Genomic DNA, 20,658 nt, shown 5'->3' with positions numbered 1-20,658 from the left:
GTCATCGTCAGCTCTCTATTCCTAAAAGCCCCCAACACATAAGTGTTGGGGGCTTTTTTTATGTGCGAAATAAATGCTGGTAGCATGCACATGCACACTAACTTCGCTTTATTACTGATACCATAAAGAGGCTGCTTAAAATGTAGATAAATAGATTCTTTATCTAGTCGTAAGTTAAGGATAAGTTATCTTATCATTTTGATTAAAATGATTTGACACTTATCATTATAGCTGCTAATTTTAGCCATTGTCTTCGAATCTAAACAGGAGTTTACGTTTAAATTAATAATAGTTGTTTGTAAATATTATATGGAGAGTTTTCTTAAGTGCGTTAAATAATGATAAGTGATTATTTTAGTAAGTTGATAAGTAATCTCTTATTTTCTCAATAGTTATCAAAAGGAATTGATAATGAAATTTGCTCCTCTATTTTCTATAGGTACGTTAGTCGCACTCAGCTTATTAGGCTGTTCAAATCAATCTGATAGCAATACCGATAAGACTGCCACTTCTTCAAAAGAAACCACTACTTTACGTTTTTCACATTTTTGGCCAGCTACTTCTTCTATTAGTAAAGAAGTCTTTGAGCCTTGGGCTAAACAAATAGAAGAAGATTCTAATGGTCGCTTAAAAGTAGAACTCTATCCTTCAGCGGGTCTTGCTAAAGCAGATGTTACTTATGAATCTGCTGCCAAAGGTACGATAGACATTGGTTCGCAAGCACATGGCTATACTAGTGGACGCTTTCCCTTAACTCAGATTACTGAGCTTCCGGGTTTATCCAACTCCGCTACTCAAATGGGATGTATGCTGCAGACTCTTTATGAAGATGGCACTCTCGCTAGCGAATACGAAGATTCACATTTATTGTTTATGTACGGTGCTGGACCTGGTTCGCTGCATACCACAAACAAATTAATTCGAACGCCTGAAGATATGAAGGGTATGCGTATCCGTCGTCCCTCTGCGGTGGCTGGCGATATTATAGAAAGCGCAGGTGCTTCGCCTGTAGGTTTACCTGCTAATGATATGTACACTTCTTTACAGCGCGGCGTTGTTGATGGGCTAAGTTTCCCTTGGGAAGCAGTCACTGCTTTTAAGATTGATGAAATAACTAAATATCACACTAGTATTCCTTTTTATAGCTCAGCGCTTATGGTTACTATGAATAAGGACAAATATAACAGTCTACCAGATGATTTAAAGCAAGTTCTTGATAAAAACTCAGGAATGGCGCTTGCTCATAAAGTCGGTGAAGTGTTTGATAAGCATGATCAAATGGCAATTCAAGCGGCTAAGGATAAAGGTGATGAAATCATTGATATCCCTGATCCATTGAATGATCCTAACTGGAAAGGCCCTCTTGAAAAAGGTACCAATAAATATCTTGCTGATGTTAAAGCCTTGGGTTTAGACGCAGATGGGGTTTATGCAAAAGCTAAAGCCGCCAGTACAGCTTGTAAGGTCTAATCTATCGGAGGTATCACATGGCACTTTTAGTGAAAATCAGCCATTTTATCGCTAGGCTATGCCAATTTATTGGTGGGATTAGTCTTATCATCATCGTTCTGACAACCATGCTCGATGTCACTGCTCGTTATATCTTTAAGCTTACCGGTGGTGAGTTTGGCTTTACGGTAAAAGGTAGCGTTGAGATAGTTTCCTATTTTATGCTTTTTGCCTTATTGGGTGCCTTTGCCGCTTTTGTTGAACGCTCACAAATCATCGTCGACGTATTCACTCAAAAGATGTCAAAGGCTATTAAAGGCTACATGATGGGCGTCTTTATGATGGGGTTCTTTTTTATCGGTATCGTCTTTGCTGGGGGTCTTTATGAAAGCGCGATTGATGCGATGCAGTTTGGAAAAGTCACCCAAGATCTGCGCGTCTCAATGATGCCAATCTATCTAATCAGTGCCTTTTTAAGTGTTTTACTCGCCGTTCGCTCACTAATTGAATCCATCAATATCTTTAAAACCGGTGAGTTTTTTGATGCCGAGGAGACAGGCGCATGAGTCCAGAAGTTATTGGTGGCATTGGCTTACTGTGCATGATTGTGATGGTCATGCTGCGAGTACCTGTAGCTTTGGCTATGTTGGGTGTGGGTTTGGGCGGCTTTGCAGCAGTGACAGCACCAAGTGGTGCTTTACAAATGCTTAAAGATTTACCGGTGGACGTTTTAGCCAAGTATGACTTTAGTGCCATTCCACTTTTCATCCTTATGGGCGTCTTCGCTACACATTCAGGAATGGCAGGGAAACTATTTGAGGCGACTCGAACGATATTTGGTGGGGTCAGAGGCAGCCTAGGGATCGCAGGAATTGGTTCATCAGGCATCTTCGCTTCCATCTCAGGCTCTTCATTGGCAACTGCCTCTACCATGACCAAGGTTGCTTTGCCACAAATAGAGAAGTATGGCTATCAACCAGGCTTTGCCTGCGGTATCTTAGCTGCAGGTGGCACGCTAGGTATTATGATCCCGCCCAGTATTGCTTTGCTGGTCTATGCCATCTTAACGCAGCAGTCGGTTGGCGATATGTTTATCGCAGGTTTCTTACCAGGCATCTTAGGCATGGTGATGTACTCAATCACCGTTATGATTATGGTGCGCTGGAAGCCGCATTTGGCTCAGCGCGGTGAAAAGACCTCTTGGAAAGCCAAGTTATTGTCTTTGACCGGGCTTATTCCTTTTAGCTTTATTTTTATTGTGATTATCGCTGGTATCTTCTTTGGTTTATTTACGCCAACAGAAGGGGCGGCAGTGGGTGCCTTTGTGTCATGGGCTTATGCCTTTGCCAAAGGCATGCGCATGAATGGGCTGAAACAGTCATTGATTGAAACGCTGGCATTATCTGCTGTCGTATTCTTTATGCTGCTGGGTGCAGAAGCGTTAGGATACTTCATTTCAGTCTCGCGTCTGTCTTATAGCTTAGCCACTTGGATCGGTAGTTTAGCGGTAAGTCCAATAGTGGTACTTATCTGTATTCTAATCATGTATTTCTTGTTAGGGCTATTTATGGATGCCCTAGCGATGTTAGTGATTACGATTCCAGTGGTATTTCCAATTATTGTTGCTTTGGGCTATGATCCTGTGTGGTTCGGTATCATTGCGGTGTTAACCGTAGAGCTTGGTTTGATTACGCCGCCAATGGGGATGAATATCTTTGTGATTAAGGCGATGGCACCGCATATTAAGCTGTCTGATATGTTTAAAGGGGTGACACCGTTTATTGTCTCTGACTTAGTACGCTTGATTATTTTAGTCGCTTTCCCTGCAATATCACTGGTGCTGTTGAACTAGATTAAAAGAATTTAATGCGCGCTGTATTATTCAGAAATAAGTGGTTATTTAGAAATAAGTTTCCACAATTGTAAAAAATCGTTTTTAATTTATGGCCATATCGTCGTGATGATGATATGGCTTTTTTTATGTATTTAGGTTTTGAAGGTATGATAAATACTATTACAGTAATGACGTTAACGTAACGGTTCTCATCATTATAAATAGTGATAGGTATAGTAAGATTAAAACCATATATTTTTATAAAAAAATTAAGTAGAGAAAGCTATGGCAGTAGATTTTACTAACACCTTAATCGTTGCAATATCAGCGACCGCTTTATTTAATTTGTCAGAGTCTGAAAATCATCTGACAGCGTTATTGCAGCAGCGACCTCGCGATGCGATTAAAGTGTTTCGAGAATATATGGCCGAACGTGAGAACGATCCTCTCAGTATCGGCGCCGGCTATCCACTTATCAAAGCTTTATTAAACTTAAATAATTACTGTCATGATAACAAGGAGCAAAGCTCAGGTATTGAAACGCCGTTGGTTGAAGTGGTCATCGTCTCAAAAAGTAGCCCGGATACGGGTATTCAAGTGCTCAATGCGATTCGTGAACACGGTTTAACCATTTCGCGCTCGGCATTTATCTCCGGAAGCCCTGTAGCGCCCTATATTAAAGATTTTAATGTGGATTTATTTTTGACCACCAATCGCAATGATGCTCAGCAAGTTGCAGATGCCAATATTTGTGCCTGTGCGATACTAGATGCCACTCCGATAAATACCTATGAGCTGGATACGCAGCAGCTACGTATCGCCTTTGACGGTGATGCGGTGCTATTTGATGACTCAGGTGAGCTACTTTATAAGCAAAAAGGGTTACAGGCTTTTCATGAGCGTGAAGCTAAAATGCGTGACTTGCCCATAGAGAAGGGGCCTTATGCCGAGCTGCTGATTAAACTGGCAAAAATGCAGGAGCGTTTACCTGCTCATTTGCATTCTTCTCCTATGAAAATTGCTTTAGTTACGGCGCGTAATGCGCCTGCTGACTTACGTGCTATCAAAACGCTACGCGATTGGGGCGTCAATCTTGATATGGCGTTTTTTTTAGGCGGACTTGAAAAAACTTCGGTATTAAAAACGTTTGCGCCGCATATTTTCTTTGATGATTCAGTCAAACATATCGATGCTGCGCGTAACTTCATGCCGACCGCTTTAGTCCCTTATCATTCAACTTCATTGCTGCACGCCAAAAGTGTATTGACTACTGACAAAGACGCTTCGTTATTGTCATTTAAACCTGTAGCACGCCCACTTTTTTCTGTGAGTCAGTAATATTCAGTAATGTGGCTTTTATGAAATGAAGAGGCTTAAAAGGTAAAACGTAATATGAAATGGCAGCAATTAACGACCTTGATGGTGCAAAGGATTAAGCAAGTCATTGGCTTATATGCTTTTGTCCTTATTCCTATGTGGGGCATGTTTTTTCTTAATGAAACGCTGCTTTTTGGTCTGTGGAATATTTTTGGCATCGTGCCCCGCGCGTTAGATATCGGCAGTATGATTGGGGTGTTTGCATCATGGACGATGCATGGCAATTTCTCCCATTTACTCGGCAATACGTTGACGCTATTGCAAATTTTATTTTTGTTTGGGCTATTTGAAAATAATGCTTATCGTACGGTGCTAAAACTAATCGTGGCGTCAGGACTGGTGACGTGGGTTATTGGTTCGCCGTTGTCGATTCATATTGGCGCGTCGGGGCTCTGTTTTGCAATGCTCGGTTATATGATAGGCGGGGCAGTGTTTGCGCGGCGTTGGGGCTATTTATTAGCCTGTATTGTGATGGGTACAGGTTATTGGCTGACCATTAAGCAAGGTTTGATGCCGCAGCAAGGCATCTCATTTGCGGCGCATTTCGGTGGTCTGTGCGCCGGCTTATTATTAGGAGCAAACTCAAAGCATGCTTATACCAGTTTAAATTCACGTTATTAACTGCTAAGAGCACAACCATATTTTTAATAGCAAATTTATTTTTAATCCCATATTTTCACTACGTTAACGGTCTTAACTTTTATTGATACAAACATTGATATATAGAGGATCCTCTTTTTCTAGAGGTCGCCATTTAGTTGTCTGCTTAATGTGTTCATCAATGCTCAATCTACTATTTTTTTCTTGCAACACATAATCTGCGCGCGCAGGCGCCGCACAATCGATAACTTGCGGGACTTGCTGCACACTTCTACGTCTTTCGAATAAATATAAATTGACCAAGTAAGTATTTGGCGAATCGGCGTTAGCGCGCGCATGGCCGCTGTCAGCTGCCATAAAACGAAAAATTTGAGGTTTGATGTATGACCACGGGCGAAACCAAGTGCGCTGTTCAACTTTTTTAACCACATGCACGCCTTGAGGAAGTTGCGCGGTTTGTTGCTCGAACCAACTGTATTCTTGTTGTATTTGAAAACCAAAAATCCCGAGGGCGCCAAATAGTGGAATCAGCCATCTTGGCGCCTTTTTTCCGGCTAGTTTGCTGAGATGAGTGATGATCAGTGCTATCCCAGCCATACCAAATCCGGCTGCTATGGTGGCGATAAACTCAAAAAGCATAAGATTTTTCCTTAACGCCATCAGCGCGTATAAAACTAATTGATAACGAACCCGCTTACAATAAGCCTGAGATAAAAAAATCACTCACAAGCAGCTGCTGCCGGTGAGTGATATATTACAAAGAATAGCACACAACATCGTTTAGATTATCGTCTAGATTAATGATTGATTGCGCCGCCAGCGCCACGTGGAGAACGAACACTTTCAACCAATTCTTGGATATGCGCTGGTGGTGGCGTGGTTGCATAAGAAACCACGAACGCAACGATAAAGTTCAGTAGGGCACCAATCGCACCAAACGATAGAGGCGAGATACCAAACAGCCAATACTCTTCAGTATCAGGGAAGCTTGCTGTCCCACTGATAAAGAACCAACCTTTAAAGATAAAGATATAAACCAAGATACTAATCAAACCCGTTAACATACCAGCGATAGCGCCAACGTTATTGATACGCTTAGAGAAAATCCCCATCATTAGAGCAGGGAACAGTGACGCACCTGCAATACCAAAGGCTAGTGCCACAACCTGTGCCGCAAATCCCGGCGGATTGATACCAAGCCATGTCGCAACCACAATCGCAATTGCCATCGTGATACGGGCGACTTTTAGCTCGCCTGCATCGGTAATGTTCGGGTTGATGTTTCTTTTGATCAAGTCATGACTGATCGCTGATGAGATGGCAAGTAGTAGACCAGCTGCCGTTGATAGCGCTGCTGCTAAACCACCGGCGGCGATAAGACCAATCACCCAACCTGGTAGGCGTGCAATTTCTGGGTTAGCCAATACTAGAATATCCGCGTTAACGTCTAGCTCATTACCTTCCCAGCCTCTATCGACAAAGATACCATCACGCTCTAGAGCATGCTCAGCTTTTGCCTCTTCTACAGCCGTGGTTGCTGCGGCAACATCTCCGCCGTCAGTGGTGGCGCTCGACAATGCTAGCTCTGCGGCTCCAAGTCCGCTATCGTTATAGAACTGGATACGACCATCGTTGTTTAAATCATTGTATTTAATAAGGCCAGTTTCTTCCCATGTTCTCATCCAGTCTGGACGTTGATCATACTCAATGGCTGGCTCTTCAACGCCTTGTGGATAGATGGTATCGATTAGGTTGAGACGCGCCATCGCACCAACGGCTGGCGCCGTAAAGTACAGGAGCGAGATGAAAACTAACGTCCAACCAGCAGTCCAGCGTGCATCGGCAACCTTAGGAACGGTGAAAAAGCGGATGATAACGTGTGGTAATCCTGCCGTACCAATCATCAGTGATAAAGTAAATAGCACCATGTTTAGCTTGTTTGGTACATCAGCGGTATAAGCAGTAAAGCCTAAATCGACAACAATTTGATCAAGCTTGGCTAAGATAGGAATGCCAGCTTCGACATGGTTTGAGAACAAACCAAGACCAGGAATCGGATTACCCGTCAGCTCAAGTGAAATAAAGACCGCAGGAATCGTATAGGCAATCATGAGAACCACGTACTGCGCAACCTGCGTGTAGGTAATGCCTTTCATACCACCAAGGACGGCGTAGAAGAATACGACAACCGCCGCAATAAGCAGACCCGTAGTATTATCCACTTCTAAGAAGCGTGAAAATGCCACCCCAGCGCCCGTCATCTGACCGATAACGTAAGTGGTCGAAGCAATAATCAAACAAACCACCGCAATCATAGCGGCGGTTTTGGAATAAAAACGATCGCCAATAAAATCTGGCACCGTGAACTTACCAAATTTACGCAGGTAGGGCGCGAGCAGCATCGCCAATAGCACATAACCGCCCGTCCACCCCATCAAGTAAGTGGATGCCGCATAACCGCCGGTCGCAATAATACCCGCCATCGAGATAAATGACGCTGCACTCATCCAGTCAGCAGCTGTTGCCATACCGTTGACCACAGGATGCACACCGCCGCCCGCAACATAGAATTCACTGGTTGAACCTGCACGCGCCCACCACGCAATACCGAAGTATAAAGCGAAGGATAGGCCTACAAAAAGAATATTAATCGCAAATTGACTCATAGGACTATTCCTCGTCTACACCATATTGTTTATCTAACTTATTCATACGCCACGCGTAGAAGAAAATTAAAATGATAAATACGCCAATGGATCCTTGCTGAGCGAACCAAAATCCTAGGTCAGTACCCCCTATGCGAATGCCTGTTAATAATGGACGAAATAAAATACCAAAACCGTAAGAACACAGGGCCCAGATAACGAGGCTACCTAAAATGAGACGGACATTGGCACGCCAATAACCGGATGGATCGTTGTGGTTTTCCATAGGACAACTCCTTTTGTCTTACCTAAAAACATCATGTTTGATTTGAGCCTAATGAGTGATTATTGTCTATCGCTCCAAGCGAAATTAGATCTACAAAAACCCTCTTATAGACCATTCATACAAAATGACTCAACAGCTTGGCTGAAAAAATACGCACAAATGACAGAGGCTTTAGCTATTTATGATCAGCAAACAAAGTTAAAAATAGCTATTTACGGCCTCATACCATCAAAAATTATCAAAACCAAAGACCTAAAAGCGAACCGTTTAAAAGCAGGTGCAAAACCCCTTATCTATAAATCAAATTATGAAAACTGGTTCCGTTAAAAACGGCTCTCATAAGATGAAGAGATAACGAATGCTATGACTTTTAGGCTTAAGGGTGCCTTGCAGAAAAGAGGGGATTTATCGAGGTAAAACCATGAGGGTCAACAATCCGCTGTCTTTTTACGATCCCGTCTTCCTGACAAGAGTCTTAAAGTTTTTAATACGCTAGCCATTCATGCCAATAAATCAATATCAACCGAACGCTAAAGACTATAAAATCCAGTCTACGTGTTGAAACGATGGCGTTATTAAAAACTTAATTTTAAATTAGCAGTCACTTTCTGGTTATTTATCAAAAAACAGTTAAGGTCATCAAGAAATGCCGCAGTTTTACGGATTAGCGAGCGATGACGTTACTGGAATCGTACGATAAATGTCTAAAAAATGCTTCTAATTTGTTACATTCTCCATTCTATAGCAGTTAAAGGGCAAGTAACATTTATTTTAAAAATAAACTTCTTGAATTGATAACCAAATGTGATAGTTGAAGACCTCTTAATCTCGATAGAATGCACACGGTAAATTTTTCAGAAACTTTTTTAGAAAAATTTTTAGGTAATTTAAAGACTGTTTTGATTGGTTATAGACATTTTTATATAAAAAGTAAGCAGCATTGATAAAGCGTAAGTGAGGAGTTGGTATGAGCGAAGGCATAGCAGGTTGGTTTAATAACATTGTTAATTACGGTGTTAGCATTATTTGGGGCAATAATGATTGGTTAATCGCGAGCAATCCATGGTATGGGTTGTTGATGTTTGTATTAATCGGTGCCGGTTTGTATTTTACCGTTGCTACGCGTTTTATTCAGTTTCGTCACTTCGGTCATATGTGGCGGTTATTACGAGTATCAAATCAAGGGCGTAAAGAGGGCGGTATCAGCTCATTTGAGGCGTTGATGACCTCCTTAGCGGCGCGGGTTGGTACAGGTAATCTGGCAGGGGTGGCGATTGCTATTTATCTGGGTGGGCCAGGCGCCGTATTTTGGATGTGGATGACGGCGATAGTCGGTATGTCGACCAGTTTTATCGAGTCCACCTTAGCGCAAGCTTATAAAGTGCCGCATAAAGACAATGTCTACCGCGGTGGGCCCGCTTACTATATCGAAAAAGGTTTGGGTAAGCGCTGGCTTGCGATATTTTTCTCGCTTTGTTTGCTGGTTGCGTTTGGTTTGGCATTTAATGGTGTACAGTCAAATACGATTGCGCAGGCGACCAATGAAGCCTTTGGCGTGCCAACGTGGATGACAGGCTTGGTGCTCGTAGTATTGGTCGCGCCAGTGGTATTTGGTGGTTTGCGCTCGGTTGCGCGTATCGCTGGTAAAATCGTACCAATTATGGCGATACTTTATATTTTATTGGCGCTCTTCATTATTATCACCAACTTTAGCGAATTCCCAGCAGCGGTTGTTTTGATTGTAAAATCTGCATTCGGCTTTGAGCAAGCAGCGGGCGGCGTGATTGGGTACGGTATTGCGCAAGCGATGATTAACGGTATCAAACGCGGTTTGTTTTCAAACGAAGCGGGTATGGGGTCAGCGCCCAATGCGGCGGCGACGGCAAAAAGCTATCCGGATCATCCAGCGGTGCAAGGCTTTATGCAAATGCTTGGGGTGTTTATGGATACGTTGGTTATCTGTACGGCTACCGCTGCCATTATCATTCTCTCAGGCGTTGTTGACCCGAGTGTCGAACAAGAGGGCATTCAATTAACGCAGTTGGCATTGTCGCAGTATGTGGGCGATATGGGCGTTATCTTCGTCGCGATTGCTATTTTCTTTTTCTCATTTACCTCTATTATTGCCAACTACAGTTATGGCGAGTCCAATCTTGAGTTTATCTCGGGTGAAAAAAACGCCAAAGTGATGATTATGATTTTCCGCTTTATGGTTTTAGGCATGGTGTTTGTTGGTGCTATCGCTAGCCTGCCTGCTATTTGGAACTTTGCTGACTTATCCATGGGTTTAATGGCACTCGTCAACTTGGTGGCTATTTTAATCTTATCGCCTGTCGCCCTACGCATCTTGCGTGATTATGAGCGACAAGTTAAAGAAGGCAAAACGGGCGAGCAAATCAAATTTGACCCAGATGATTTTGTGAAATTAAAAGACGAAGCCAACCGCGATGCATGGACTGATTAGTCTTTATAAACCAGTAAAGTAAATACGCTATTAAAGCTACAAGCATAAAAAAACCGCTCTTATTATTAAGAGCGGTTTTTTATTAAGCAATATTTATCACAAATAGGGTTTACATGTTTGGATAGTTAGGACCGCCGCCACCTTCTGGCGTCACCCAAGTGATGTTTTGTGACGGGTCTTTGATGTCACAAGTTTTACAATGTACGCAGTTTTGCGCGTTGATAACAAACTTAGCACCTTCAGCATCTTTTACCACTTCATAAACGCCAGCTGGGCAATACAGACGCGCAGGCTCAGCGTACAATGGTAAATTGACGGAGACAGGTACTGTTGGATCGGTCAGTTTTAAATGCGATGGCTGATCTTCCGCATGGTTGGTATTCGAGATAAAGACCGATGACAATTTATCAAATGTCAGCTTACCATCCGGCTTAGGATAGGTGGGCTGATAGGCGTGCTTTGCCGTCTCAAGCTGATCGTAGTCATACTGATTGTCATGAATGGTCAAGGGCATCTTGCCACCAAGCAAGTTTTGCTCGATAAAGTTAAAGGCGCCGCCCATCCATTGTCCCATACGGTGCATGGCTGGTGAAAAATTACGCGCTTCGTAGTTATCTTGATATAACCACGATTCTTTATACATGGTGCTATAAGCAACCACGTCATCGTGCTCACGGCCAGCTTGCAGCGCCTCAAAAATCGCCTCAGCAGCTAACATGCCTGATTTCATTGAGGTATGTGTGCCTTTGATTTTGGCAGGGTTTAAGAAACCGGCGTCATCACCGACCAATACGCCACCTGGGAAGGTGAATTTTGGTAAGGAGTTTAGGCCGCCTTTGGTCAGGGCACGCGCGCCGTAAGACAGGCGTTTACCACCTTCTAAGATATTACGAATAAGTGGGTGCAGTTTGAGGCGCTGCACTTCATCAAACGGTGACATATAAGGGTTTGAGTACGATAAATCGATCACTATACCAAAGCTTACTTGGTTGTTTTCATCGAAATATAACCACCAACCACCAGAAGAGTCGGTGTCAGTTAGTGGCCAACCTGAACCGTGCATAACCACGCCTTGTTCATGTTTTTCTGGTGCCACTTCCCACAGCTCTTTTAGGCCAATGGCATAGTGCTGAGGATCTGCGTCTTTATCAAGACCGAAACGGCTGATTAAGCGTTTGCCCAAATGTCCGCGGCAACCTTCAGCAAAGATGGTATATTTACCGAGGAGCTCATACCCTGGCTCAAAGCTAGGTTTGGCTTCGCCATTGGCCGCCACACCCATATCGCCGGTTAACACACCTCTTACCGAACCGTCATCGTTATATAAGATGTCAGCAGCAGCAAAGCCTGGGAACATCATAACTTCTAACTCTTCCGCTTGCTCTGCCAACCAGCGAACGACGTTGCCGAGTGAGACAATATAATTGCCTTCATTGTGCATGCTGGCAGGGACGATAGAATCAGGAAGCTTGGTGGCTTTGGTAGCAGAACCCAGCATATAAACGCGGTCTTCAATGGCAGGCACGTTTAGTGGCGCGCCTTTTTCTTTCCAGTCTGGTATCAGCTCATCTAAAGCGCGCGGCTCAATAACGGCGCCAGATAACGTATGAGCACCGAATTCAGAACCTTTTTCGACCACGCAGACCATAAATTCATCGTTGCCCGCTGCAATAGCAAGCTGACGCAGACGAATCGCTGCTGACAGACCAGAAGGGCCGCCGCCGACGATAATAACGTCAAATTCCATTGATTCACGTTCGATTTCAGGCTCGGCAGCTTCAGGTTCTACGACTGGCTCGGCGGCCACTGTTGCCGCTTCAGCTTCCGTAGTTTCTTCAGTCGCTGCAGCTTCTTGTCGTGCTTCTGCATCTGCCGTTTCTGCTACGGTTGCATCAGTATTCGCAATGTCGTTATGAACAGTATCGTTATTAACAACGTCACTATCAACGACTGGCGTTTGATTGTCTTGCTCTTGCATACCTACTCCTAAACTTGTAGTGGCTTATCTCAGGGCATCATTAGCTTAACAATTGAATAATAAAGCTTGCGGCGCTAACGTTACTCAGACATATGGCTGCCCGATAAAAACTGTCTTTGCGGCATCAATTGACGACGTTAAGGGTAAAGATATTTACTCACAATCTATCCGCCCATAACGTAAAATGTGTCGTTAATTCAACACCCACTGAACCATTTTAAATAAATAATCGTTACTCATTATAAAAGAAAAGTCCTACAAACACGATACGCATTTCTAGGTATCAATGTTAAGGTAAGAATCAAACAGTAGGGGTACAATGACGATAGGCTTTCATCATACCCGAAACAAAAATTTATAGTAATAATAGATTTGCCAAACTTTGATTACTAAATAAAGGATTTGATGATGGATGATAATAATAAGCGTGCCAATTTTAATGATGAGAACAGCGTGAAAGCCTTAGATGATAAGGCATCCACGCTAAATGATATGGATGCTTTAAGCCAGTATTTTAAGTCCACCGCAAGCATGCGTGAAGGGCGTGCCATACCGCCTCTAGAGAGTTGGCATCCTGAGCAAGTGACAGACATGGACTTGACCATCAAAGCCAACGGCGAGTGGTGGCACGAAGGCGTGCATATGACCCGAGAGTCATTGGTCAGTTTGTTTGCCACTATTTTGTGGAAAGAGGAAAATAATGGCTCGGTTGCGTATTTTTTAAAGACACCCGTGCAAAAGCTGCGTATCCAAGTAGAAGATGCGCCGTTATTGATTAACGATGTCGGTATCGTTCAAGAAGATAATAAGCGCTGGCTGGAATTTACTACCACTACGGGCGATGTGGTCCGCTTAGATGATGAGCATCCTATTTATTTGCGTGCTTACGCCGTTAAAAACTCTGATCATAAACAGAGCAAAGAAGAAAGTAAAAGTATAGAAAATGAAAGTATAGAAAGTGATACGCAAATCCGTCCTTATATGATGGTGCGCAACGGCTTGGAGGCACTCATCGGGCGTAATGCCTTTTATCACTTAACCGACATTGGTGAGTTGACAGAGCAAAATGGCGAAACGATACTAACGCTACAAAGTGGCGGTAAGTCTTATACGTTATCGATGCCATCTGATTCACCATAGACTATATTTAGCATTTAACATTTATATAAAAACGGCGGTAAGATAACAATGAAGATTGCCGTAAAAGCAGCGCCTGATAATACAACCTTTAATGGGTTTGAGACGCATACAACGACATTTATTGATGATAATTTAAAAAAGCTTAGGTCAAATAACAGCGTGATAAATAACGCGCTAAAAAAGGATCGCAGCGCGCCAATCGGCTTATTTGATTCGGGCGTTGGCGGCTTGTCGGTTTATCTACATTTGGCTCAGCAGTTACCGCATGAGCGTTATGTTTATTATGCCGATACTTTGCATGTGCCGTATGGCAATCGCGATAGTGAAGATATTAAAGCGCTAACGCTCGCCGCCGTAGAGTGGCTGTACCAACAAGGCTGCAAGCTGATCGTTATCGCTTGCAATAGCGCCTCGGCGTATGCGCTAGAGACCGCAAGACGCTGTTATCCGCAGTTGCCGATTGTCGGTTTGGTGCCGGCTTTGAAGCCTGCGGTACTGGCCAGTAAAAGTCGTCATGTGGCGGTATTGGCAACAAAAGCGACTTTAAACGGCACATTACTCAACGACGTGATTACTAGCGTTGCCAGCCCTAATGCTACCAAGGTAACCAAATACTTTGATCCAAACTTGGTGCCGTGGGTCGAGTCGGGTATGCCTAAAGACAGCAAAACGGCGCAAGATTTACGTGCGCAATTACAGATATTTGCCCAAGATGGGGTAGACCAGCTGGTATTAGGGTGTACGCATTATCCGTTTTTTAAAGCATTTTTACAGCAAGAGATTGCCCAGCAGCAGTTATCAATTCAAATCGTCGATTCGGGACAAGCAATCGCTGAGCGCGTCAAACAATTATTGTTAGCAAACCAGTTATTGGCCGTGCCAGCCGCGCCTTTAAATAGCGAGACTTTAAATGGTGAGACTTTGAAGAAAAGCGCGGCAATGAATACGAATATTGCGCCGCCATTGATTTTTTATGCGACCAAATATGATGAGAAGTTACACATTTTAATACAAAGTTTGCTCGGTAAGCGGAGCCGTTTGCAGTATTATTCTCATCCGTGACCTTTTTTTGAGTCTCAGCATAAGTTGCTTCCCTGCTTACCTAATTAACAGGTCTACTTAACAGGACTACTTTACAGGGCTACCGCAGTTATAATTCTGCAATATAGTAGGGTCTTTAGTAATAAACTGGACGCATATCAGCAATATTATGTTAGGCTAGCATTTGCCAAACAAAATTAAATAGTCTGTGATGTTATTATGGTCTGTCATTTTATTGTCGATTTCTAGAACTCTCATTTATATGGCTACTCAAGCTTAGAGGTGATTGTGCCAAACCGTCGCTATCATATTCACGTCATATGTGCTGACAACGACCAACTGTTGGTGTTGGACAGTGTGGCGATGTTTTTCCAAGCTCGCGCATTTTTAACCTACGATGTTTCTAGCAAATTACCCAAAGCGTCGCTATATGGCCGCCAGTGTATTGATGCTTGTGATTATGCCTTGATGATTATTGGCGATAGTTATGGATCGACGCAAAATACTGGCGTCAGTCAAATGCATTTGAGCTACTTAAATGCCAAAGCCAAGCTTAAACCTTTGCTAATACTGATTAAAACTCACCATAACGAGGTCAACATTAGCCGTCAGCTGCTAGAATTTACCCACATGGTCACCAAAAAAGCCGAGAAAATTTATTATTATGAGAACGAAAACGATATTGAGCAGCTACTTATTCAAGCTTACTATAAGATGGTTGCCAATCATCAGGTAGGCGATGGTGGCTGGGTAAGAGTGGGTGACGAGCTGTTGAAAGCGAATAAAGCTACTGCCACCGCCACTGAACGACAGGTTTCTGAAGACTCTACCATTAACGCTGCGACCAATAAAGTAACTAAGCCCGTCCAAGCGTCGTCTGTTATGCTCAGTCAACTGGCTGCTGATAGTGTCAGTAAACCCCTCGTGCTAACAGACACCTTTGAGATTCAATACAAAGCCCAAGCTTATGAAGGCGGAAATTTAACCGATGTCATTCGGCCTATGGTGCTGTCGTGGCAAGAGATATTAATCGCCCTGGTCAAAATACCCGCCACCTTTTCAAATTATGGCCTACAAAGCGCCATTAATCGCTTAATTGCCACCAAAGCTGAGCATGATATTAAAAAGGACATGCCAAATGTCCACGCCGTCTCTCGCTGTCAGATTTCTCAAGATGACTTAAACCAGTTGCAGCGCCAGTTGGTAACAGCCAATTGGATCCAGCTAACTACGTATGGGACGCGCGCTGCCCAAGAGCTTTGGAAGCTCACCTTTTATGCCAAAAGTTTGTTGTCAGATAATCATCCCAAAATCAGTCGTCAGTCGTCTTCACCCCTCGGTTAGCTCAAACCACAATCTTCTTTATTTATAAAACCCTCATCTATCAACTTCAATTAAAAACTTGCCATCTATAAAGGTGCTACTTACCCTTTGTAATACAAAGCATACGTCTCAGTGGTTGTGAACGTATGCAATACCCGTAATAATAAAAGGCATAAATACATAATAAAACTGCATAATTAGGGAGCACATAATGAGTAACTCAAAAAATGATGACTTGACCAACGAATTAAATAGTTTAGAAAATGCCATGCATGAAGCAAACCAGTTTCTTACTTTGGAGGAGCAAGTCGCCGATATGAAGCGCCGCGGTATTGATCCTACCCAAGCCTATAAGGATTTGGATAGAAAAGAGGAAGATGCCGACTGGGGCGACGCCACATGGAAAGAAAATGGTAAATGGAAGCCAAAAACGCCTGCTGATTTAGATGAAAAAGCACGGGAAAATTGGGATGGCGACAATGGCAAACCAAATCCGCCACCAGTTGTTTAATAAAAAGTATTTATTGTTAGGAACTATTAAATAACGACTTTTTTCCCAATATTAAATTTATTTGACAAAAAAGCCACGCAGATAAGCGTGGCTTTTTAATTAGACAGCTAACTTAAACGGCTAATTATGGAGGTTGTAGATTATCCAATTACAAACCTTCATCGACACGCACCAGTTTTACCGTCCCATCTGGACTGGTGACACGGCGATAGCGGATATTACTTGCTGGCGCTGTTTGTGTAGATGGCTGCATAGACGGTTGTGCCGAGTAAGTGTTAGAGCTTGAAGCGCGGGTTTGTTGTTGAATCAATTGTCCCATACGGTCTGCAGGCGCAGGATTTAAAGGACGACTGTTTGCTGGTTGCCCATATTGATTGCTCGTAGGGGCTGTATTGCCAACGATTGCGCGATAAAACTTCTGTCCGGCACGCCCATCGGCTGGGAAGATACCATGGCTCGATTGATATTGCTGAATAGCGGTACGCGTATTATCGCCAATGATGCCATCTACTTCGCCGATATCGTAGCCGGCATTTAATAATGCTTGCTGAATATCTTTTGCTTGCTGGCGGCTAATACCAGGATCATCTGTCGGCCACGCCGTGACAAAATCGGTTTTGCTGCTGTCTTCGCGCGCGATTAAGTCTGATAAATGAGCAATCGCCAAGGCATAATTTTCTGAAGCGTTATACGAATAAAACGTATCGAAGTTTTTACCCACCAAGAAGGCTGGGCCATCAGTGCCGGCTGGTAATAATAAACCTGCGCTGCTCAAGGTAGAAGGTAACGGACTGCCATTTGCCAGTGTTAGCCCTTGATTGCGCCAATGGCTGATGGATTTTTTGTCTTTACGGTTTGATGCGCCCCAAAAGCCACTTGGCAGTTTGACTTCATAACCCCATGGCTCGCCCGTACGGTAGCCACGTTTGTCTAAAAAATTGGCAGTAGAGGCGAGCGCATCGGGCACGCTATTAACCAAGTCACGGCGACCATCACCATCAAAATCGACGGCCAATTCTAAAAAGGTGCTTGGCATAAACTGCGTTTGCCCGAATGCCCCTGCCCATGAACCAGTCATATCGCTGGGCGCAATATCACCGTTTTGGACGATTTTTAGCGCGTTGGCGTATTCCCCTTGAAAATAGCTTTGACGACGATCAAAACATGACAGCGTTGCTAAAGATTCAAACAGTGGTTTTTTACCCAATGTCTGGCCAAAGTTGGATTCCACGCCCCACACGCCTAATACATGCTCGGCCTTAACGCCATAGCGCGATTCAATGCGGCGCAAGGTATCGACCCATTGGTGTTTGGCGCGGATACCATCTTCGACCCGCTCTTTATCTACCAATGACGCCAGATAATCCCACACGTCCTTTTGAAATTCAGGCTGGTAGTTGAGCGACTGAATCACGCTAGGATCAGGCTGACTGGGGCGATAATTATTAAAGGTAGAGCTATCGACGCCGCGAAATTTGCTAGAGTTTTTTAACCCATCTAAGCACTGTTGAAACTGGCTATTAGATAAGTCTGGCGCCGGCGGTTTGGCAGCTTGCGCCGTACTGGCAAGGCTGAGGCCAACAGCAATGCTGAGTAGCGATAACGTAGAAGTTAGAGATAAACGCATGGAAATATCCTATAAACATCGAAATAGTCATTAAAGAGAGCAAGACTGAGCAGTGCTGTATGGACTTAGAGTAACCAATCTCAATCCTAAAGAAAAGGTATCGAAGCACTCCGTTACTATAAATTGACGCGCGCGTGAGGTTAGGAGAGGGTTTGGAGTAAATTAAAGCTGTTTCCGAAAACAATGGCATTCCTTACTTATGTCTTAAGTTGCTATACTGATGAGCAGAAACTCTCATAGAAATCGATATAACCATCTAATATCTGCTACCTATAAAAATAAGGTAAGAAATGAAAGTCAAACGCTTACACCTACAAAATTATGGTCGCTTTGAAGACTTAAAAATAGATTTTGCACCAACCGCAGAGAAGACAGGAAATGTCACTGTGATTGTAGGCAATAATGGCGCGGGAAAATCGCAGATTTTGCAGGCTTTGGCTACAAGTTTAAGTTGGTTTATAGCAAAATTAAATGATGAAAATGCAGATGGAGTAGAACTCTCTCAATCCGATATAAAAAATAATACACATCTATCATCAGTTAAAACTTCTATTGAAGATTTAAGCTGTATTGAGAGAAACAAAAAATGGGTTGAAGAAAGTATACAGGCAGATTGGAAAATTGATGCGACTACAGAGAAGAAGTTTAGACCTGCTACTTATGGATTGAGGGTCAATAGGTTATCCAAAGTAATTAGAAGCTATATCTACAAATTCAAAAAGAATGAAGAAACTAGCCTACCTATATTCGCTTATTATCCTGTAGAACGTATTATTAGAAGTACACCAGTTGAAGTTAGTGATGATTTTGTCAACAATCAGTTTACTGCTTATGATAATGCGCTAAAAAAATCAGTTAATTTTGAAAGCTTTTTTTCTTGGTTTCGTGAGCGAGAAGATATCGAAAACGAGAAAATAGTTAATTCTGCTAAATCAGTTGAAACTCAAAACGAGTCAGCGTTAATAAAATCACTAAAAAGTAATTTTGAGTATCCTATAGGTGAAAGGAACAAAAAACTAAGTGAAGATGAGTTAGATCCATTTATGTCAGATTTCATTAAGGAATTTAGAATAAATTTTTTTTCTCAGTATTATAAAGTTGACGATAAGTTACTTTCCTCTGTACGTCAATCTATCGAATTTTTTACTAGTTTCAAAAATATACATATTCGCCGTCAAGGCACACCTACTATGATAGTAGAAAAAGATGGTGAAGAGTTGGATGTCAATCAACTCTCCCAAGGTGAAAAATCCTTATTCGCTTTAGTAGGTGATATTGCCCATCGTTTAGCGTTACTTAATCCAAGCCTTGATAATCCGCTTGAAGGTGAGGGCGTGGTTATGATTGATGAGGTGGATTTGCATCTTCATCCAAAATGGCAGCATGATTTAATCGATAAACTGGTCGCTACTTTTCCAAACGTGCAATTTATTCTGACTACTCATTCGCCACATGTTATCAGTGATCGTAATGATATTTTATTATACTCATTGGATGACGGTGAATTGACAAAAATGCCTAACGTATATGGCGAAGATGCGAATACCGTGCTTACCAAAATATTTGATGTAGATATTCGTGATAGTAAGGTAGAGGAACAATTTAACGTGATTCGCCGCGCTATTAGTAATCAGGATTATCCTACAGCAGAAATCTATTTAGCAGAATTAGCAGAAAAGTTACCTTCAGACCATCTAGAATTATTAAAGTGTCGTTTGTTATTGGCGCAAGCTAAGCTAGGAAGTAGCATTAATAATGAGTCTAGCCATGCAAAAGATTGATAAGTTGGGCTCAATGCCTCTTGAGACGGAAAAGGGTTTTAAAAAGTATAAAACTAAGAATTGGGGCGAAATCCCAGAAGTTATTAAAGCCCCCTTGCGACAGCAGTTATATGACGAACAACATGGAGTTTGCTGTTATTGCTGCAAAAGCTTAGGTAAAGAAAAAACTACTATCGAACATTTAAAAAGCCGTAATGACTATCCAGATAGATGTTTTGACTATGACAATTTATTATTAAGCTGTAGGACAGCCAAGCAGTGTGACAACGCTAAAGGCAGCCAAGAATTGCCTTTAACGCCACTTATGGATGAATGCGAAAACGAGATAAAAATTAATCTTGCAGGAGAACTAGAGTCCGATAGCGAACGAGGGATTGAATCTATAGCACTACTCAAATTAAATAATCGTCAAATCCGTAACTGGCGGAAAAGCTTAATAGATATGATCAGTTTCGTGTTTGATCCTACCCAGTCGAATAGCCCACCAATTAGTATTCAAGACCCACAAAATTTAAGATTAATTCTAAATAGTTGCGCTGATTTGAATCAAAAATATGAGCTTGAATATATTGTGAAGAAACTAACTAAATAATCAAAACGTT

Annotated in this window: 18 protein-coding genes; 13 read left to right on the top strand and 5 right to left on the bottom strand. The window is 42.7% G+C overall.

The features are described from left to right. The first annotated feature begins 411 nt into the window (after positions 1-411). The 5 genes from B4240_RS09340 to B4240_RS09320 all read left to right on the top strand — a co-directional run bounded on the left by B4240_RS09340 (position 412) and on the right by B4240_RS09320 (position 5,281). Positions 412-1,470, top strand: a complete 1,059-nt coding sequence (locus tag B4240_RS09340) for a TRAP transporter substrate-binding protein (RefSeq protein WP_296238626.1) — start codon at positions 412-414, stop codon at positions 1,468-1,470. Positions 1,471-1,487: 17 nt separating this feature from the next. Continuing rightward, on the top strand, positions 1,488-2,015 hold the full coding sequence (locus B4240_RS09335) for a TRAP transporter small permease (RefSeq protein ID WP_296238624.1): 528 nt from the start codon (positions 1,488-1,490) through the stop codon (positions 2,013-2,015). After that, the gene (locus B4240_RS09330; RefSeq protein WP_296238623.1) at positions 2,012-3,301 is read left to right on the top strand and encodes a TRAP transporter large permease; all 1,290 of its coding nucleotides are present in this window, start codon (positions 2,012-2,014) and stop codon (positions 3,299-3,301) included. Before B4240_RS09335 ends, B4240_RS09330 begins: the two co-directional genes overlap by 4 nt. Positions 3,302-3,568: 267 nt before the next feature. After that, on the top strand, positions 3,569-4,621 hold the full coding sequence (locus tag B4240_RS09325) for a 5'-nucleotidase (RefSeq protein WP_296238620.1): 1,053 nt from the start codon (positions 3,569-3,571) through the stop codon (positions 4,619-4,621). 54 nt (positions 4,622-4,675) lie between these two features. After that, positions 4,676-5,281, top strand: a complete 606-nt coding sequence (locus tag B4240_RS09320) for a rhomboid family intramembrane serine protease (protein WP_296238618.1) — start codon at positions 4,676-4,678, stop codon at positions 5,279-5,281. Between the two features lie 72 nt (positions 5,282-5,353). Here the strand turns inward: B4240_RS09320 and B4240_RS09315 are convergent, their stop codons facing one another. The 3 genes from B4240_RS09315 to B4240_RS09305 form a co-directional block, all read right to left on the bottom strand. Then, complete coding sequence (locus B4240_RS09315; protein WP_296238616.1) at positions 5,354-5,899, bottom strand: hypothetical protein; 546 nt, start codon at positions 5,897-5,899, stop codon at positions 5,354-5,356. Between the two features lie 158 nt (positions 5,900-6,057). Next, positions 6,058-7,926 (bottom strand): sodium:solute symporter family protein, encoded by a 1,869-nt coding sequence (locus tag B4240_RS09310; RefSeq protein ID WP_296238614.1) that lies wholly within the window; start codon positions 7,924-7,926, stop codon positions 6,058-6,060. 4 nt (positions 7,927-7,930) lie between these two features. After that, positions 7,931-8,191 carry a DUF4212 domain-containing protein gene (locus B4240_RS09305; protein ID WP_296238612.1) on the bottom strand — a complete coding sequence of 87 codons (261 nt, stop codon included), beginning with the start codon at positions 8,189-8,191 and terminating at the stop codon, positions 7,931-7,933. 51 nt (positions 8,192-8,242) lie between these two features. On the opposite strand from B4240_RS09305, the gene B4240_RS09300 reads away from it, so the two are divergent. Both B4240_RS09300 and B4240_RS09295 read left to right on the top strand, forming a co-directional pair. Further along, on the top strand, positions 8,243-8,518 hold the full coding sequence (locus B4240_RS09300) for a hypothetical protein (protein WP_296238608.1): 276 nt from the start codon (positions 8,243-8,245) through the stop codon (positions 8,516-8,518). A 640-nt stretch (positions 8,519-9,158) separates the two neighbouring features. Further along, positions 9,159-10,655 (top strand): alanine/glycine:cation symporter family protein, encoded by a 1,497-nt coding sequence (locus B4240_RS09295; protein ID WP_296238606.1) that lies wholly within the window; start codon positions 9,159-9,161, stop codon positions 10,653-10,655. Positions 10,656-10,764: 109 nt separating this feature from the next. Here B4240_RS09295 and B4240_RS09290 read toward each other — a convergent pair whose 3' ends face one another. Next, positions 10,765-12,633, bottom strand: a complete 1,869-nt coding sequence (locus B4240_RS09290; RefSeq protein ID WP_414707120.1) for an electron transfer flavoprotein-ubiquinone oxidoreductase — start codon at positions 12,631-12,633, stop codon at positions 10,765-10,767. 408 nt (positions 12,634-13,041) lie between these two features. Between B4240_RS09290 and B4240_RS09285 the strand changes: the two genes are divergently transcribed. From B4240_RS09285 to B4240_RS09270, 4 genes are all read left to right on the top strand, one after another. Next, positions 13,042-13,773, top strand: a complete 732-nt coding sequence (locus B4240_RS09285; RefSeq protein WP_414707119.1) for a DUF1285 domain-containing protein — start codon at positions 13,042-13,044, stop codon at positions 13,771-13,773. Between the two features lie 48 nt (positions 13,774-13,821). Beyond that, entirely contained in the window at positions 13,822-14,835 is a 1,014-nt protein-coding gene (murI, locus tag B4240_RS09280; protein ID WP_296238602.1) for a glutamate racemase, read from the top strand. Between the two features lie 267 nt (positions 14,836-15,102). Continuing rightward, positions 15,103-16,158: a DUF4062 domain-containing protein gene (locus tag B4240_RS09275; RefSeq protein WP_296238599.1), complete on the top strand. Its 1,056-nt coding sequence runs from the start codon at positions 15,103-15,105 to the stop codon at positions 16,156-16,158. Positions 16,159-16,348: 190 nt separating this feature from the next. Beyond that, a complete protein-coding gene (locus B4240_RS09270; protein WP_296238598.1) occupies positions 16,349-16,648 on the top strand; it encodes a hypothetical protein in 300 nt (99 codons plus the stop codon). Between the two features lie 148 nt (positions 16,649-16,796). On the opposite strand, the gene B4240_RS09265 is transcribed toward B4240_RS09270, so the two are convergent. Next, entirely contained in the window at positions 16,797-18,275 is a 1,479-nt protein-coding gene (locus tag B4240_RS09265) for a lytic murein transglycosylase (RefSeq protein ID WP_296238596.1), read from the bottom strand. A 290-nt stretch (positions 18,276-18,565) separates the two neighbouring features. Between B4240_RS09265 and B4240_RS09260 the strand changes: the two genes are divergently transcribed. Next, a complete protein-coding gene (locus B4240_RS09260) occupies positions 18,566-20,056 on the top strand; it encodes an AAA family ATPase (RefSeq protein ID WP_296238594.1) in 1,491 nt (496 codons plus the stop codon). After that, positions 20,043-20,648 (top strand): retron system putative HNH endonuclease, encoded by a 606-nt coding sequence (locus B4240_RS09255; protein WP_296238593.1) that lies wholly within the window; start codon positions 20,043-20,045, stop codon positions 20,646-20,648. Before B4240_RS09260 ends, B4240_RS09255 begins: the two co-directional genes overlap by 14 nt. The last annotated feature ends 10 nt before the right edge of the window (positions 20,649-20,658 follow it).

The sequence above is a fragment of the Psychrobacter sp. UBA5136 genome (assembly GCF_002414005.1).
GTDB lineage: Bacteria > Pseudomonadota > Gammaproteobacteria > Pseudomonadales > Moraxellaceae > Psychrobacter.
This window is presented reverse-complemented; position numbering and strand designations above follow the sequence as displayed.